The following is a 14,865-nucleotide window of genomic DNA, read 5'->3' as shown; positions in this document are numbered from 1 at the left end:
CTTCCCCTCCTCCGCGGGATGAGCTGACGTCCCCGGCACCGCCAGGGGACGTCTCGCACCCGCCGTCTCCGCACCCCACGTTGCGAAACCTCACCGATCAGGAGCGACCCGAACATGTCCGTGAGCAGAAGAACAGTGGCCCGCGCGCTCGCCGCTACCGTGGGCGGTACCGCGCTCGCCGGCGGCCCGCTGGCCACCGGCGCCGGGGCGGCCCCGGCGAGCGGCGCGGCGGCCTCCGGCACCCGGGACACCCAGGCGCGGAAGACCCCGGCGACCGGCCCGCTGATCCGGCGCACGGGCAAGGCGCCCACCGGATACGAGGTGACCTTTCGCTACCGCGCCCCCAAGGCGAAGCGGGTTCAGATCAAGGGGGAGTGGTACTTCCAGCGCCCGCTCGCCCTTGACCCGCGCCTGACCACCCCGGACCACCTGGTGGAGAGCCCCGGCCTGCTGCCCGCCCAGTGGCGCCCCGGTGACGTGCCGATCTCGCACCCCAACTCCACCAGCCCCAACTGGCACACCGCCGACATGACCAAGGGCCACGACGGGGTGTGGACCTACACCACCCCGCTCCCCGGCGGCTTCTACACCTACGGCTTCTTCGTCGACGCGGACGCCGACGACACCACCCAGACCGGTCAGCTGCCCGACCCCGCGAACCCCGCGTGGAACGTGGTCGACGGCATCGTCCACGGCACCGCCGTCGACCGCAGTCAGATCTACGTCCCGTCCGATCCCCGCTTCGACACCACCGACGTTTCCTGGCTCGGGCCGTCGGCTGGGCCACGAGGCATGCTGAAGCACGTCACCTACGACTCGCCCGGCCACCTCACCCCCGTCGACCGGAACCACCTGGTCGTCTACACGCCGCCGGAGTACGACCCGAAGCGGGCGAAGCCGTACCCCACGCTTTACCTCAGTCACGGTGGCGGCGAGAACGAGATGGGCTGGAGCACCCAGGGCGACGTCGCGAACATCCTCGACAACCTGATCAACACCGGTGCGGTGGCGCCTCTGATCGTGGTGATGCCCAACGCGGCCGGCTACCCGTCCTCGACGGCCGAACAGGCGCACCGCACCGACCTGATCGAGCGTGTCTTCCCCTGGGTGGAGGCGCACTACCACGTCTCCGCGTCGGCCTCCGACCGCGCCTACTCAGGTCTCTCCGCGGGCGGCATGCGTACCAACTACCTGATGCTGAGGAACACCGAACAGTTCGGCTACTACGGCATGATGAGCGCCGGGCTGCCCGCCGGCACCGTCCTCACCGACGCCCAGGTCGCCGCGCTCAAGAAGGTGACGGTCTACGTCGGCGGCGGCCGGCAGGACCCGATCAATCAGGGCTACCTGACCCTCCACCGGGGCCCGCTGCGTGAGGTCCGCGACCTCACGGCGGCCGGCCTCCACATCCAGACCGCCTTCGTCGACGGCGGCCATGAGTGGTACGTCTGGCGGCTTCTGCTCCGTGACTTCCTCACGCGCGCCGCCTTCCTCCCGCCCACCGTGGCGGACGACACCTGGGGTGCCTGAAGCACTGCTGGGGGGGCGAACCTGGCCCTACAGCCCCTGCGGGCTGTAGGGCCAGGCTGTTCTCGCCCACCCGGCGCTGAGCAACCGGCCGGCGAAGGCGTGAACGCGGACCTGTGGCACAAGGTGACCGCACGGTGGACCCCCGATCCGTCGCTGATGCCCGTCCGCGCCAGGAAACCCGGCAGCTGCGTGCCGGCCACCGCCCGCCTCGGCCCGGGCGAACTCGACCCGTCCCGCCACCTGGGCGCCACGGCGGACGCGCAGGCGGCGGAGGTGCGGTCGGTCCGGGCGATGGAGCACGTTGGCGACTTCGAACGCAGGCTGGAGCCGAGGACGCCGCGCCCGTCCGGGGCCACCGGGAGAAGGCCGCGGCGCTGGACCGACGGTACCGACCGCACCGTTCCCCGTTCCCGTGGGGCGTGCAGCTAGGTGCAGGACAGCTTGCTGCACCCGGCATCGCTGGCGGCCGCACCCGCCCCTGCGGCAGCGTGAGGCACGTGCCCGACGGACGGCCGCCCCGCGCCGGGCCCCCGTCTCCCGGCCGGCGGCCGTCCGCGCGGAACTGCCCGGGGCCTGCGAGGGCCGCCCGCACGATTCGTCGTCGGCGCACTCCGCCGCGCCGACCGGAACGGATTGAGGAACGATGCAGAGTCTGCACCTGCCGACCGAGCGACGACCCGACGCACGCACCGAGCACGTCCCGCCCGACGGCATAGGCGGCCACCACCGGTCGTACGCCACGTGCACCCCCGCCGAACTCCTGCGCGCGCTGCCGCTCACCCCGGCCGCCGCCCGGTCGGTGCACGCCGGCCGCGCCCTCACCCGCCGCGTCCTGCGCAAAGAGGACGACCGCCTGCTCGTGGTGGTCGGACCCTGCTCCATCCACGACGTCGACGCCGGGCTCGCCTACGCCACCGCACTGCGCGCCCAGGCCGACCGGCTCGCCGACGACCTCGCCGTCGTCATGCGGGTGTACGTCGAGAAGCCCCGCACCACGGTCGGCTGGACCGGGCTGCTCCCCGACCCCGCCCTGGACGGCAGCCACGACCTCGACCGGGGGCTGCGCACCGCCCGGTCCCTGATGCTGGCCGTCGCCGAGCAGGGGCTGCCCATCGCCACCGAGTGGCTCAGCCCGGCCGTCCCGGCCTACCTGGCCGACCTGATCTCCTGGGGAGCCATCGGCGCCCGCACGGTGGAGAGCCAGGTCCACCGGCAACTGGCCAGCGGGCTGCCCATGCCCGTCGGCATGAAGAACGGCAGCACCGGCTCCGTGGGCGTCGCCGTCGACGCCGTGCGCTGCGCGGCCGTGCCCCACGCCTACCTGGGCCTGGACCGGAACGGCCGCCCCGGCACGCTGCGCACCAGCGGCAACCCGGACTGCCACGTGGTGCTGCGCGGCGGCGCGGGCCGGCCCAACTACCGCCCCGGCGACGTGCGCGGAGCGGTCGCCCTGCTGGCCGCCGCCGGGCTGCCGACCGGCCTCGTCATCGACGCCAGCCACGGCAACAGCGGCAAGGACCACGTACGGCAGGCCCAGGTCGCCCGCGAGATAGGCGCCGAGGTCGCGGCCGGTGACACGGACGTGCGCGGTGTGATGCTGGAGGGCTTCCTCGTCCCCGGCCGCCAGGAACTCGGCGCCGGCGTACCGGTGTTCGGACAGAGCGTCACCGACGCCTGCATGGGCTGGGACGCCACCGTCGACGTCCTGGCCGACCTCGCCGCCGCCGCCCGCAGCCGCCGCCGCACCGCGCCGGCCCCGGTCCGCCGACCGGAGGGAGAGCAGAAGTGAGCGTGCCGGACATCCCCGCACTGGGACCCTCCGGTCCCTACCGCACCAGGAAGCGCACCACGGTGACCGACGCCTCGGGCACCCCCGCGCTCGAACTGGCCCTGGTACCGGGCCTGGTCGCCACCGACTGGATCGACCGGCTGCGCGGCAGCACCCCGCCGCCCGTCGCGGAGACGGCGGCCGTGCTCGCCAAGGCCGCCGACGTCTTCGAGTACCAGGACGTCCTCGGCGACGACCTCGCCGCCCACGAACAGCGCGTGGCCCGGCTGACCGGCACCCCCGTCACGGTCGTGCGGGAGTGCGACCGGCTGATCACGGCGACCCTGCGCGACGCGGGTCGGGCGTGGGACGCGGCACGCCCCGCGGGCTGCTCCCCGCCCGGCGTCCCGGCCGCCGAGGCGCCGTCCGCCGGTGCCGTCTGGTGCCGCGCCGGTGACGTCCTCGCCGTCCAGGCGGCGGGCAACAGCCCGGGCGTGCACGCCCTGTGGCCCGAGGCGCTCGCGCTGGGCTACCGGGTCGCCGTCCGCCCCTCCCAGCGCGATCCGCTCACCCCCCGGCGGCTGGTGCTGGCCCTGCGCCGGGCGGGCCTGCCCGAGGACCAGCTCGTCCTGGTGCCGTGCGAGCACACCACGGCGGACCTGCTCGCCGACCGCGCCGACCGCGCCGTGGTCTACGGCGGCCAGGCCGTCGTGGACCGGTACCGCGACCGCGCCGACGTACGCACCCAGGGCCCCGGCCGCTCCAAGCTGGTCGTCGCCTCCGACGCCGACCGCACCACCGGACTCGAACTCGCCCGCACCGGCGCCCTGTACCACGCGGGCACCGCGTGCACCGCCACCACGGGCGTACTCGTCGAACGGGAGGTCACGGAGTTCGCGGGGGCGCTGGCGGCCGCGCTCGCCGACGTACGGCCCGCGCCGCCCGAGGACGACGCCGCCGTCCTGCCCTGCCTGCCGCTGGAGCAGGCCGAACGCCTGGTGGCGGCGGTCCTGGACCGGGCGGCGGACGCGGGCGCGACGGTCCGCCTGGCGCCCCGGGCGCACCCGCTCGGCGGGCCGGGCACCCTGTCGGCCGTGACGCCCGCGGTCGTCGAACTGCCCGCCGCCCGCCACCCCCTGCTGGGCCTGGAGCTGCCGTTCCCCTGCGTGTGGGTGGCGCCCTTCGACCGTGCCGCCACCGACAGCCTCGACGACTCCCTGGTGCTCTCCCTGCACACCGCCGACCCGGCCCTGCTCGACCGGGCCCTCGGCCTCCCCTCGGTCTCCAACGTCTACCGGGGCCGGCCGACCTCCTGGACCCACCCCGACGTACCGCACGACGGGTTCCTCGGGGAGTTCCTGATGCGCGCCAAGGGCCTGGCCCACGCCGACGAGAAGAGGAGCGACACGTGAAGATACATTCCAGGAGCGGCCTCGACTTCATGGAGCGGATCCAGCGGGAGGTGACCGCCCCCCGCCGCGACCCCGGCGCCGCCGACGCCCACTACGCCGCCAAGCTGACCGAGGTCTGGGAGCGCGCCCGGCAGACGCCCGCCTACGCCGCCCTCGGCCCGTACTCGGCGGCCGCCTTCCGGGACCTGCCCACCACGTCCAAGGACGCGCTCAAGGCCCGCCCCCTCGCCTATCTGCGGGTACCGGTCGACGCGGGCCTGAAGTACTACCAGACCACGGGGACCACCGGGGTGCCCACGCCCACGCCCCGCACTGCCCGGGACATGATCGCCAACACCGTCTCCGTCGCCGAGGCGTGGCGCCCGATGCTGGCGGACCACGGCCACCGGGCGCTGATCCTGCTGCCCTCGGACATCGTGCCGGTGGCCGACCTGATGGTCGGGGTCTGCGAGTTCCTCCAGGTCCCGCACGTCAAGGCCTACCCCTACACCACCGGCATCTCCGACTGGGACCGCATCATCGGGCTGTGGGAGGTGTTCCGGCCCACGACGCTGTTCGTGGCGCCCGGCGTGCTGCTGGAACTCACCCAGGTGCTCAAGCGGCGCGGACTGTTGCCGAAGCTGTCCGCCAGCGTGGACCTGCTCATGCTGCTCGGCGAGGTGAGCACCCCCGAGCTGCGCGCGATGACCGGCCGCTGGTGGAACGCCCGCGTCTACGACGCCAGTTACGGCAGCACCGAGAGCGGCACGCTGGCCGTCTGCTGCGCCGAGGACCGGCTGCACCTGCTGCGCGGCGCCAACTACTTCGAGATCGCCGACGGCGACACCGTCCGGCCCGCCGAGGCCGGCCGCGACGGCAGGCTGGTCGTCACCCCCCTGAACAACGACGCCCGCCCCCTGCTCCGCCTCGACATGGGCGACGAGGTCTCCCTGACCGGCGACTGCCCCTGCGGCGACGACGCCCCGGCGGTGACCGTGCACGGCCGGGACAGCGACGGCACCCGGATCAAGGGCAGCCGGGTGCGCACCCGCGACCTCGAGGGCGTGGTGTACGCGGACAGCGGCGTCATGGGCTACCTGATCGAGACCGTCGAGGACGGGAGCTGGGCCCGGCTGCTGCTGGAGCGCGAACCGGGCACCGACCGGGACGCCGAGACCGGGCGCGACGCCCTCATCCAGCAGCTCACCAGCCGCCGCCTGGGCTTCCGCTGGGACGAGGTCCGCTTCGTCAACCGGCTGCCGGTGACGACGAAGAGCGGCGGCTCCCAGAAGAGCTGGAAGCGCTCCAACTTCCGGGTCGTGGGGGAGGGGGCGCCGGTATGACGTCCCAGCAGACGTACGACGTGCTGCGCGGGTCCTCCGGAGTCGTGACGGGCGAGTCGGACCTGTGGTGCACCTACGCGGCGGTGCGCACCCTGTCCTGGCTCGGCCGCACCGCCGACCTGCCCCGCCCCGGCGAGGTGGCCGCCTTCCTCGCCTCCCGGCAGAACGCCGACGGCGGCTACGCGTGGTCGGCCGGCATGAACTCCGACGCCTGGGCCACCTACTACTGCACCCAGGCCCTGGCCGACCTGCCCGCCGACGCCCGGGGCACCGCCCGCGCCTCCAGCGGCGACTGGGTGCGCTCGGCCGCCCACCCGGACGGCGGCTACGCCATGACGCCCGGTCAGACGGCGGACGTGTGGGCCACCTACTACGCCGTCCGCGTCCTCGTCGAGATCCACGGCGAACGCCCGCCCGCGGAGCTGACCGACTGGCTCGGGGCGCTCCAGGCCGCGGACGGGGGACTGGCGTGGAGCCCCGCCCACGCCAAGGACGGCACCTCCGACGCCCGGGCCTGCTACTACGCCGTGACCGCCTGGCACACCGCCACCGGCGGCCGGGGCCCGCTGCCCTGGGACCGCGACCGGCTCGTGCGGTGGCTGCGGGACCGGCAGGGCGCGGGCGGCGGCTTCACCTTCCGGGCCGGGGACGCCACGGAGTGCCTGTGGGCGACCTTCCGGGCCGTCAGCGCCCTGAACCGACTCGGGGAGAGCCCCCGGGACCCCGTCGGGTGCGTCGCCTGGATCACGGCCCGGCTGCGGCCCGGCGGCTCCTTCACCCGCTGGCCCGGCTACCCCGTCCCCGACGTGTGGGCCGCGTTCTGCGGCGTGGGCGCGCTGCGGGAACTCGGCGCCGACCTGACGGGCCTCGCCGACCACGTGGTCGCCGCCGTGCTGTCGTTCCGGACGGCTCAGGGCGGCTTCACCTACCGTCCCCCCGAGCTGGCCTCCGACGTGCTCACCACCTCCGCCCACCTGCTCTCCGGGCGGCTCGCGGACGACGCGGCGCGGACCGCCCTGCGCTGGACGGAGAGCTGCGTGCTGCCCAACGAGCAGGGCGTGATGTACATGCCCGGCCGGGGCAGCGAGGTGCGCTGCACCCTCTGGGCCCTGGCCGCGGGCGCCTTCGCCGACGACACCGCCGCCCGAGCCGGGATCGCCCGCTGGCTCACCGGCGCCATCCAGAACCCCGACGGAGGCTTCGGCTACTGGGAGGGCCGCGCCTCCGACACCGTGTCGACCTGTGCGGCCGCCGAGATCCTCGCCGTCACCGGCAGCACCGACGCCGCCGCCCGGCGCGGGATCGCCGGATACCTGTCGAGCTGTGAGCGGGCACCCGGCCAGTACGCCGACGTGCCCGGCGGCAAGCCCACGCTGCGCGCCACCCTCCAGGCGCTGCGGGCCCTGCGGCTCACCGCCGGGGCCGACCGCGCCCCCGTCGAGGAGGCCCTGGCCCGGCACCGGGTGCGCGGCGGCGGGTACGGCAACGACAACCACCGCGTCCCCGACCTGCTGAGCACCTACGAGGCCACGCTGGCGGCGGACGCGTTCGGGATCGCCTGGGACCCCGGGCACCTGGCCCGCTTCCTGGACAGCGTACGGACGGCGGACCACCGGTTCGCCTGGACCCCCCTGATGGCCACGAGCGGCGGCCCGCTCGCCGACTGCCTCGGAAACCGCCTGGAGCTGCGGCTGTCGTCCGGGCGGCACGCGCTCCCGCCGCTGGCCCTGTCCTGAGAGGCGGCCGCCGATGCCGACAGTCGAAGTGACCAGCGACCCGCTGACCCCCTCCGCGCGGCTGCGGACGGCGCTGCGCCTGACCCGGTGGCTGACCGCGCGGGGCTCCGCGACCGCGCACGTGGTGGTCTCCTTCCGCACCGCCGAGCCCATGGCGTACTTCACCGGCGGCGTACCGCTGACCACCTGGCAGGACGGCACGGACGACCGCTCCCGCCCGCGCTGGGCGTCGGTCGTGTGCCGCGTCCACCCCGACCGCGACCACGCCTACCGGGCCGCCCTCGCCGACGAGGTGCGGCAGGCCCTCGGCCTGGACGGGGACGGCGCGCACCTCACCGTCCGCTTCGAGCCCACCGAACCCGGCCGGATGTTCTACCTGGACGCGGGATCGATGACCAGTGCCGACGCCGTACCGGCCGGCCGAGGCCCACAGAAAGGCCAGTGACATGCAGACCCTCAACCCCACCGACATCAGCGCCCGCCTGGTCGCCCTCCTGGAGCAGCGGTTCGGCGAGGCCGCCCGCGCCCTGCCCGGCGACGCCGACCTGGCCGACGCGCTGCCGGGCTTCGACAGCCTGGCAGCCCTGGAGTACGTCAACGCCGTGGAGGCCGCGTTCGGCATCGAGGTGGACTTCGTGGGCGACGACGTGCGCTACCAGTTCAGCACGCTCGACCGGACCACGGAGTACGTGCGCGAACGCGTCGAGGACCAGGCGGCATGACCGTGCGCCCGGCCCCCCACGGACCCTGCGGCCCGACCGCGCGGGAGGCGCCCGGCGGCCCCGGCGGCGACCTGCCGTTCGAGACGTCCGGCAGCACCGGGGTCGCCCGCCGCTGGTGGCGGCGGCCCGAGCAGATGGCGCGCGAGGTCGAGCTGATCGGCACGCACCTGCTCGGCCCCGTCGACCACGTGGTCAACTACGCGCCGCCGCGCCACCTGTTCGGCGCGCTGTTCGGGCAGTGGCTGCCCCGCACGGCGGGCGTCCCCGTCCACCAGGCGTGGCGGCAGCCGCTGCGCCCCCCGCCCGTCCCGGCGGGCGCCCGCGTACTGGTCGTCTGCCTGCCGATGACCTGGGAACTGCTGCGGCGCCACCTGAGCACCTGGGAGCGGGCCCGCTCGGTCGTCGCCCTGCACAGCGCGGCGGCCCCGCCGCCCGCCGCCCACCGGCTGGTCCGTCGGGCCGCGCCGCTGCTGCGCGCCCACGAACTGCTGGGCTCCACCGAGACCGGCGGCATCGCCCACCGGCCGGTGACCCCCGAGGGCGAGGCGGCGGCCCCCTGGCGGCTGCTCCCCGACGTCACCCTGGCCGGGGACGGCGCGGCACCGGCCGGGCAGGCGGCGGAACTCGTGGTCGCCGGACCCCGGCTGGCCCGCCCGGACGGCGCGTCCCGGCCGCCCGCCCACTGGGCCACCGGCGACCTGGTGCGGTTCACCGCACCCCGCGCCTTCCGGCTCGTCGGCCGCAGCGGCTCCCTGATCAAGGTGAACGGCGTCAAGGTCCACCTCGCCCGGGTCGACGAGCGGTTGGCCACGCTGCTGCCCCGGGCGGAGTGCGTGGCACTGCCCTGGACCGGCGACCCGCTCGGCGGCGAGGGATACGTCGTCTTCTGGGCCGGCCGCGCCGCCGGGGTGGACACGGCGGACGTCCAGGACGCCCTGCGGGGCTTCCCGCGTCCGTCCAGGATCGTGGAACTGGCGGCGGTACCGAGAACCGCCGGCGGGAAACCGGACCGGGCGGCCCTGTTCGCGGCCGCACCGCCGTGACGCCACGGGCCCACGGAACCCAGTCACGTCTTCGCACCTCGGGAGGGATCGATTCTGTCCAGGTTGATCGTGGTGACCGGCGCGAGCGCCGGCATCGGCAAGGCCACGGCGAAGCGCTTCGCCGAACACACGGAGAACGACGGCGCGTCCGGGACGCGCGACAAGGTGCTCATGGTCGCCCGGCACGAGGAACGGCTCGTCCGGGCGGCGCGGGAGATCGAGGCGAGCGTGCCGGGAGCCGACGTGGAGACGCTCCCGCTCGACCTGTCCGACGCCGACGCGGCCAAGACCCTGCGGGACCGGGCCGGGGCGACCGGGCTGCCGGTCGGCGCCCTGCTGTGCTGCGCCGGTGCCGTGCCGCCGCCCGCCGACCCGGACGCGGGCGACGTGGCCGCCGTCCTGACCGAGTGGGAGGGGGCCTACCGCGCCAACGTCGTGACCGCCGTCGTCGCCGTGGAGGCGCTGGTCCCGTCGATGACGGACGGCGGCGGCATCGTGCTGTACAGCTCCATCGCCGCCTACCGGGGCTCCGGCGGCACGGGCGGCTACGGCGCGGCGAAGGCGGCCCTGCACTCCTACGTCCACCTGCTCGCCACCCGGCTCGGGCCGCGCCGGATCAGCGTCAACGCCATCGCGCCGGGCTACGTCGCCGGGACCGACCTGTTCGGCGGCGCGCTGCCCGCCGCCCGGGAGAAGACGCTGATCGGCCAGACCGTCCTGGGCCGCCCGGGCGATCCGGTGGACGTCGCGGAACTCGGCCACTACCTGTGCTCGCCGCCCGGCGCCTACATCACCTCCCAGATCCTCCAGATCAACGGCGGTTCGCTGCACGGCGTCTGACCGCCGCGCCGTACCGCCCGCCCACCGCGTGCCCCGCGCACGCGACCACGACCGAGAAAGCGCGGTGATCCGCCATGAACGCCCAGGAACAAGCCGACGCGCACGTCAGGGCGATGATGCGCTGGCACTTCGATCCGGCGACGGGCTCCCGCTACTGGGTGGAGCGCCGGAACCGGCTCGACTTCGACCCGGTGGAGGACGTACGGGGCGTCGACGACCTGCTGAGGTTCCCCAACCTGGTCGACGAACTCCGGGACGTGCCGGTCGAGGACCTCATCCCCCGGGGCCTGGACGACACGGAGGAGGTGTGCGCCGTGTACGAGAGCGGCGGCACCACCGGGGCGCCCAAACGCTTCGTCATGTTCGAGGGGTGGTTCGAGCAGTACATGGCCTGGGAGAACCACCACTACCCCGACGACGGCACCGGGCACGCGCTGGCCGTGGCGCCCAGCGGCCCGCACATGCTCGGCGAGTACTCCCGGCGGATCGCGCGGGCCAGGAACGGCATCCGGTTCGCCGTCGACCTGGACCCGCGCTGGGTGAAGCGGCTGCTGGCCGAGGGCGACACCGCCGGTGCCGCCGCCTACGTCGACCACCTCGTCGACCAGGCCGAACTGGTCCTGCGCTCCCAGGACATCGCCTTCCTGATCACCACGCCCCCGCTGCTGACCCGGATGTCCGAACGCCCCTCGGTCCGCGCCCTGATCCAGGAGAAGGTGCGCCTGATCATCTGGACCGGGGCGCACATGGACCCCGACACCCTGGACCACCTCGCCACCGAGCTGTACCCGAAGGCCCGGTTCCGGGGGTCGTACGGCAGCACGTCCGTGCTCAGCGGCACCGTGCAGCGGCCCGACCCCGAGGGCACGGGGGAGGTGGTCTTCGACTCCTACGCCCCCTACGTGCTGTACCGGGTGGTCGATCCCGCCACCGGTGAGCCGGTCCCCTACGGGTCGGAGGGCGCCGTGGTCATGAACCACCTCACCCGGTACGGGCTCGTCCCCAACAGCCTGGAACGCGACCTGGCCACCCGCGTCCCCGGCCCGGGCGGCGCCGGGGACTCCCTGAAGGACATCCACCCGGTGGCCGAGGCGGACGGCCGCAAGCTCATCGAGGGCGTCTACTAGCGCCGCCCCGGACACGTGTGAGGAATCCCCATGCCGAAGAAGAAACCAGCCCTGTTCGCCGCCGCCCTGGGCGCCGGCGCGCTGACCCTGACCCTGTCCGCCTTCCCGGCCGCCACGGCGCGGGCCACGTCCTCGCCGACGGTCATCGACCTGGCCATAGGCAACGACGGCGTCGTACAGACGGACGTCGGCGACCCCGGGCTCAGCGTCGGCGACGAGTTCGTCTACGCGGACACGCTCTACCGCGACGGGCGGCGCGTCGGCGAGGACGGCAGCTCCTGCCAGGTGACCCGGGTGGACGGCGAGCGGATCACCACCAACTGCGTGCTGTCGGTGCAACTGCCGGAGGGCCAGATCACCGCGCAGTCCCTGTGGACCAAGGGCGCGGATACGGTGCGGATGGCCGTCACCGGCGGGACCGGCGCCTACCGTGGGGCCACCGGGGAGCTGACGTGCAACGACATCCAGACCCCGCAGGAGACTTACCACATCGAGCTGGACCGGTGATCTCCCGCGTTCGCGAACGACTGCTGTGACGAGAGCCCGTCCGACGGGACGGTGCGGTGAGGAGCGGTGCCGATGAGCACTACGAGGTCCGGGACGGGCACCGGGCGCACGACGAGTACGACGCCCACGGGGACGGAGCCGGCCGGCTCGGCCACCGCGGCGCTGGTCGCCGCCGTCCTCGGCTTCTTCGTGATCACGCTCGACGTCTCCGGGGTCAACGTCGCGCTGCCCGCGGTCGGCGACGACCTGGGGGGCTCGTTATCGGGGCTCCAGTGGGTGGCCGACAGCTACACCCTGATGTTCGCGGCGCTGATGCTGTCCGCGGGCGCGCTCTCCGACGCGGTCGGCGCGCGCCGCGCCTTCGGCTGGGGGCTGGTCGTGTTCACCGCCGCCTCGCTGGCCTGCGGGGTGGCGCCCTCGCTCGGGGCGCTGACGGCCGCGCGGGTGGTGCAGGGCAGCGCGGCGGCGGTGATGGTGCCCACCTCGCTGGCGCTGATCCGGCACGCCTTCCCCGATCCGGAGGCGCGGGCGCGCGGCATCGCCCTGTGGACGGTGGGCGGCGCCGTCGCCATTGCCGCGGGGCCGGTGCTGGGCGGGCTGCTCACCACGGAGTGGAGCTGGCGGGCGGTGTTCTTCCTCAACGTGCCGGCCGGGCTCGCGGGCTTCCTGACGCTGCTGCGGGCGCCGCACTCGCCGCGCCGCCCGGCGGTCTTCGACTGGCCCGGGCAGGCGCTGGCGGTGGTGGCGCTGGCCGCGCTGACGTTCGCGGTGATCGAGGGCGGGCACCACGGCTTCACCGGGACGGTGTCGGCCGCGGCGGGCGTCGCGGTGCTGGCCGGGGCCGGGTTCGTGGCTGTCGAGGCACGCCGCGAGGCCCCGATGCTGCCGCTGCGGCTGTTCCGGGAGCGGTGCGTCACCGTGCCGGTCGTCGCGGGCTTCGCCTGCAACGCCGCCTTCTACGGAGGGGTCTTCGTGCTGAGCCTGTTCTTCCAGGACCAGCGGGGGCAGTCGGCGTTCTCGGCCGGGCTGATGTTCGTGCCGATGGCGCTGATCACCGCCAACTTCAACTACCTCTCGCCGAAGGCCGTCGCGCGGTACGGCCCGCGCGCGGTGGTCGTCGCCGGGCTGCTGGTCGGCACCGCCGGGTGCTGCGGGCTGGCCGCCGTGGGCGCGGGAACACCGTGGTGGCTGATCGCCCTGCCGATGATCCCGCTGGGCATCGGCGGCTCCCTCGCCATGCCGGCGCTGACGTCCCTGATGCTCGACAGCGTCGCCGCGGAACGGGCCGGCACGGCGGCGGCCCTCCTCAACACCAGCCGCCAGGCGGGCGGCGCCCTGAGCATCGCCGTCTTCGGCGCACTCCTGGCGAAGGACTTCGCCCCGGGCATGCGCGAGAGCCTCCTCCTCGCGGCCGCCCTGCTGGTGGCCAACGCCGTGCTGGCTACGGCTCTGCTGCCTCGGCGGGTGCGGGAGAAGTGAAGTAGGGGGCGGTCGAGCGGGGGCCGCCGGGTCCGGGTGCGCGGGGCGCCTCGAGGGACGGCGGTGTGCGGCCCGGGCCCGGCCGCCCGCGCGGGCCCGGCCGGGCTTCCGCCTGGGCCGGCCCGGGCCCCGGAGCCGTGCCCCCCTGCCTGCCAGGCCCCGGCGACGGCGGTCGCCCGGTGCAGCAACGTGCAGCACAACATGCTGCACCGGGCCGCCATGGCGCCTCCTCCCCCCGCCCGGGCAGGCTGCCCATCGTGCCCCGGACGGCATCGCGGCCCCGGAGCGCTTCCCGACGTAACTGCCTTCCAGTCCAAGGGAATCCGTCATGCCCAGCAGCCTCGCTCTCACCCTGCCCGCCAAGGGCGCCCCGTTCACCGTGACCGCCATCGAGCGGCGCGTCCCGCGCGACGACGACGTCCGCATCGACATCCGGTACTGCGGCATCTGCCACACCGACCTGCACTTCGGCCACGACGACTGGGGCGGGACCATCTTCCCCCTCGTCCCCGGCCACGAGATCACCGGCGTGGTCGCGGAGGTCGGCGCCGCCGTCACCTCGCTGGCACCCGGCGACCGGGTCGGCGTCGGCTGCATGGTCGGCTCCTGCGGCAAGTGCGGCCCCTGCGCGGCGGGCGAGGAGCAGTACTGCGCCGAGGGCTTCGTCAAGACCTGCTCGGCCCGCGACCGCGACGGCACGGTGACCCAGGGCGGCTACAGCCGATCCATCGTCGTCCCGGAACACTTCGTCCTGCGCATCCCGGACCAGCTCGCCCTCGACCGCGCCGCCCCGCTGCTCTGCGCCGGCGTCACCGTCCACTCACCGCTGCGCCGCTGGCAGACCGGCCCGGGCACCCGCGTCGGCGTCCTCGGCATGGGCGGCCTCGGACACCTCGGCGTGCGGATCGCCGCCGTCCTGGGCGCCGAGGTCACCCTGCTGGGCCGCTCGCCGGAGAAGGCGGACGACGCCCGCCGCCTCGGCGCCACCCGCTTCGTCGACCTCCGCGACCACCAGCAGCTCGCCGCGCTCGGCGGCCACTTCGACCTGCTCCTCAACACCATTCCGGCCCCCCTCGACATGGACCTCTGCCTGGGACTGCTCGGCCTGGGCGGCACCCTGGTCAACGTCGGCGCCCCGAGCGACCCCGTCGCCTCGTACAACACCTTCTCGCTGCTCGACGCCCGCCGGGTGATCACCGGATCGTCCATCGGCAGCGTCCGCGAGACACAGCAGACGCTCGACTTCTGCGCCGCGCACGGCATCGGCGCCGAGATCGAGACCATCCCCGCCTCCTGGGTCCCGCAGGCGTGGCAGACGCTCGCCGAGGCCCGCTACCGCTACGTCATCGACATCGCCACCCTCACCGCCCCGTGACGGC

At 74.7% G+C, this 14,865-nt stretch carries 14 protein-coding genes; all 14 read left to right on the top strand.

Going from position 1 to position 14,865, the window contains the following annotated elements; genetic code table 11:
* Positions 1–114 precede the first annotated feature (114 nt).
* The 14 genes from ACZ3KJ_RS21220 (at position 115) to ACZ3KJ_RS21155 (ending at position 14,861) form a co-directional block, all read left to right on the top strand.
* Positions 115–1,530 carry an alpha/beta hydrolase-fold protein gene (locus ACZ3KJ_RS21220; protein ID WP_467528998.1) on the top strand — a complete coding sequence of 472 codons (1,416 nt, stop codon included), beginning with the start codon at positions 115–117 and terminating at the stop codon, positions 1,528–1,530.
* 99 nt (positions 1,531–1,629) lie between these two features.
* Positions 1,630–1,959, top strand: coding sequence for a hypothetical protein (locus ACZ3KJ_RS21215; RefSeq protein WP_467528996.1), 330 nt, complete (start codon positions 1,630–1,632; stop codon positions 1,957–1,959).
* 214 nt (positions 1,960–2,173) lie between these two features.
* Positions 2,174–3,319 (top strand): 3-deoxy-7-phosphoheptulonate synthase, encoded by a 1,146-nt coding sequence (locus ACZ3KJ_RS21210; protein WP_467528994.1) that lies wholly within the window; start codon positions 2,174–2,176, stop codon positions 3,317–3,319.
* Complete coding sequence (locus tag ACZ3KJ_RS21205; RefSeq protein ID WP_467528992.1) at positions 3,316–4,710, top strand: aldehyde dehydrogenase family protein; 1,395 nt, start codon at positions 3,316–3,318, stop codon at positions 4,708–4,710. The genes ACZ3KJ_RS21210 and ACZ3KJ_RS21205 overlap by 4 nt, the downstream gene beginning before the upstream one ends.
* Entirely contained in the window at positions 4,707–6,032 is a 1,326-nt protein-coding gene (locus tag ACZ3KJ_RS21200) for a phenylacetate--CoA ligase family protein (RefSeq protein WP_467528990.1), read from the top strand. The genes ACZ3KJ_RS21205 and ACZ3KJ_RS21200 overlap by 4 nt, the downstream gene beginning before the upstream one ends.
* Positions 6,029–7,768, top strand: coding sequence for a prenyltransferase/squalene oxidase repeat-containing protein (locus tag ACZ3KJ_RS21195; RefSeq protein WP_467528988.1), 1,740 nt, complete (start codon positions 6,029–6,031; stop codon positions 7,766–7,768). Before ACZ3KJ_RS21200 ends, ACZ3KJ_RS21195 begins: the two co-directional genes overlap by 4 nt.
* A gap of 13 nt (positions 7,769–7,781) precedes the next feature.
* Positions 7,782–8,213: a hypothetical protein gene (locus ACZ3KJ_RS21190; protein ID WP_467528986.1), complete on the top strand. Its 432-nt coding sequence runs from the start codon at positions 7,782–7,784 to the stop codon at positions 8,211–8,213.
* 1 nt (position 8,214) lies between these two features.
* On the top strand, positions 8,215–8,490 hold the full coding sequence (locus tag ACZ3KJ_RS21185) for an acyl carrier protein (RefSeq protein WP_467528984.1): 276 nt from the start codon (positions 8,215–8,217) through the stop codon (positions 8,488–8,490).
* Positions 8,487–9,533 carry an acyl-CoA synthetase family protein gene (locus ACZ3KJ_RS21180; RefSeq protein ID WP_467528982.1) on the top strand — a complete coding sequence of 349 codons (1,047 nt, stop codon included), beginning with the start codon at positions 8,487–8,489 and terminating at the stop codon, positions 9,531–9,533. The genes ACZ3KJ_RS21185 and ACZ3KJ_RS21180 overlap by 4 nt, the downstream gene beginning before the upstream one ends.
* 69 nt (positions 9,534–9,602) lie before the next feature.
* Positions 9,603–10,373 carry an SDR family NAD(P)-dependent oxidoreductase gene (locus ACZ3KJ_RS21175; protein ID WP_467529088.1) on the top strand — a complete coding sequence of 257 codons (771 nt, stop codon included), beginning with the start codon at positions 9,603–9,605 and terminating at the stop codon, positions 10,371–10,373.
* A gap of 74 nt (positions 10,374–10,447) precedes the next feature.
* Positions 10,448–11,500 (top strand): phenazine antibiotic biosynthesis protein, encoded by a 1,053-nt coding sequence (locus tag ACZ3KJ_RS21170; RefSeq protein WP_467528980.1) that lies wholly within the window; start codon positions 10,448–10,450, stop codon positions 11,498–11,500.
* A gap of 30 nt (positions 11,501–11,530) precedes the next feature.
* The gene (locus ACZ3KJ_RS21165) at positions 11,531–12,007 is read left to right on the top strand and encodes an allene oxide cyclase barrel-like domain-containing protein (protein ID WP_467528978.1); all 477 of its coding nucleotides are present in this window, start codon (positions 11,531–11,533) and stop codon (positions 12,005–12,007) included.
* A 72-nt stretch (positions 12,008–12,079) separates the two neighbouring features.
* Entirely contained in the window at positions 12,080–13,486 is a 1,407-nt protein-coding gene (locus ACZ3KJ_RS21160) for an MFS transporter (protein ID WP_467528976.1), read from the top strand.
* A 328-nt stretch (positions 13,487–13,814) separates the two neighbouring features.
* The gene (locus ACZ3KJ_RS21155; protein WP_467528974.1) at positions 13,815–14,861 is read left to right on the top strand and encodes an NAD(P)-dependent alcohol dehydrogenase; all 1,047 of its coding nucleotides are present in this window, start codon (positions 13,815–13,817) and stop codon (positions 14,859–14,861) included.
* The last annotated feature ends 4 nt before the right edge of the window (positions 14,862–14,865 follow it).

It is taken from the genome of Streptomyces sp. NPDC003248, from assembly GCF_055563235.1.
This window is presented reverse-complemented; position numbering and strand designations above follow the sequence as displayed.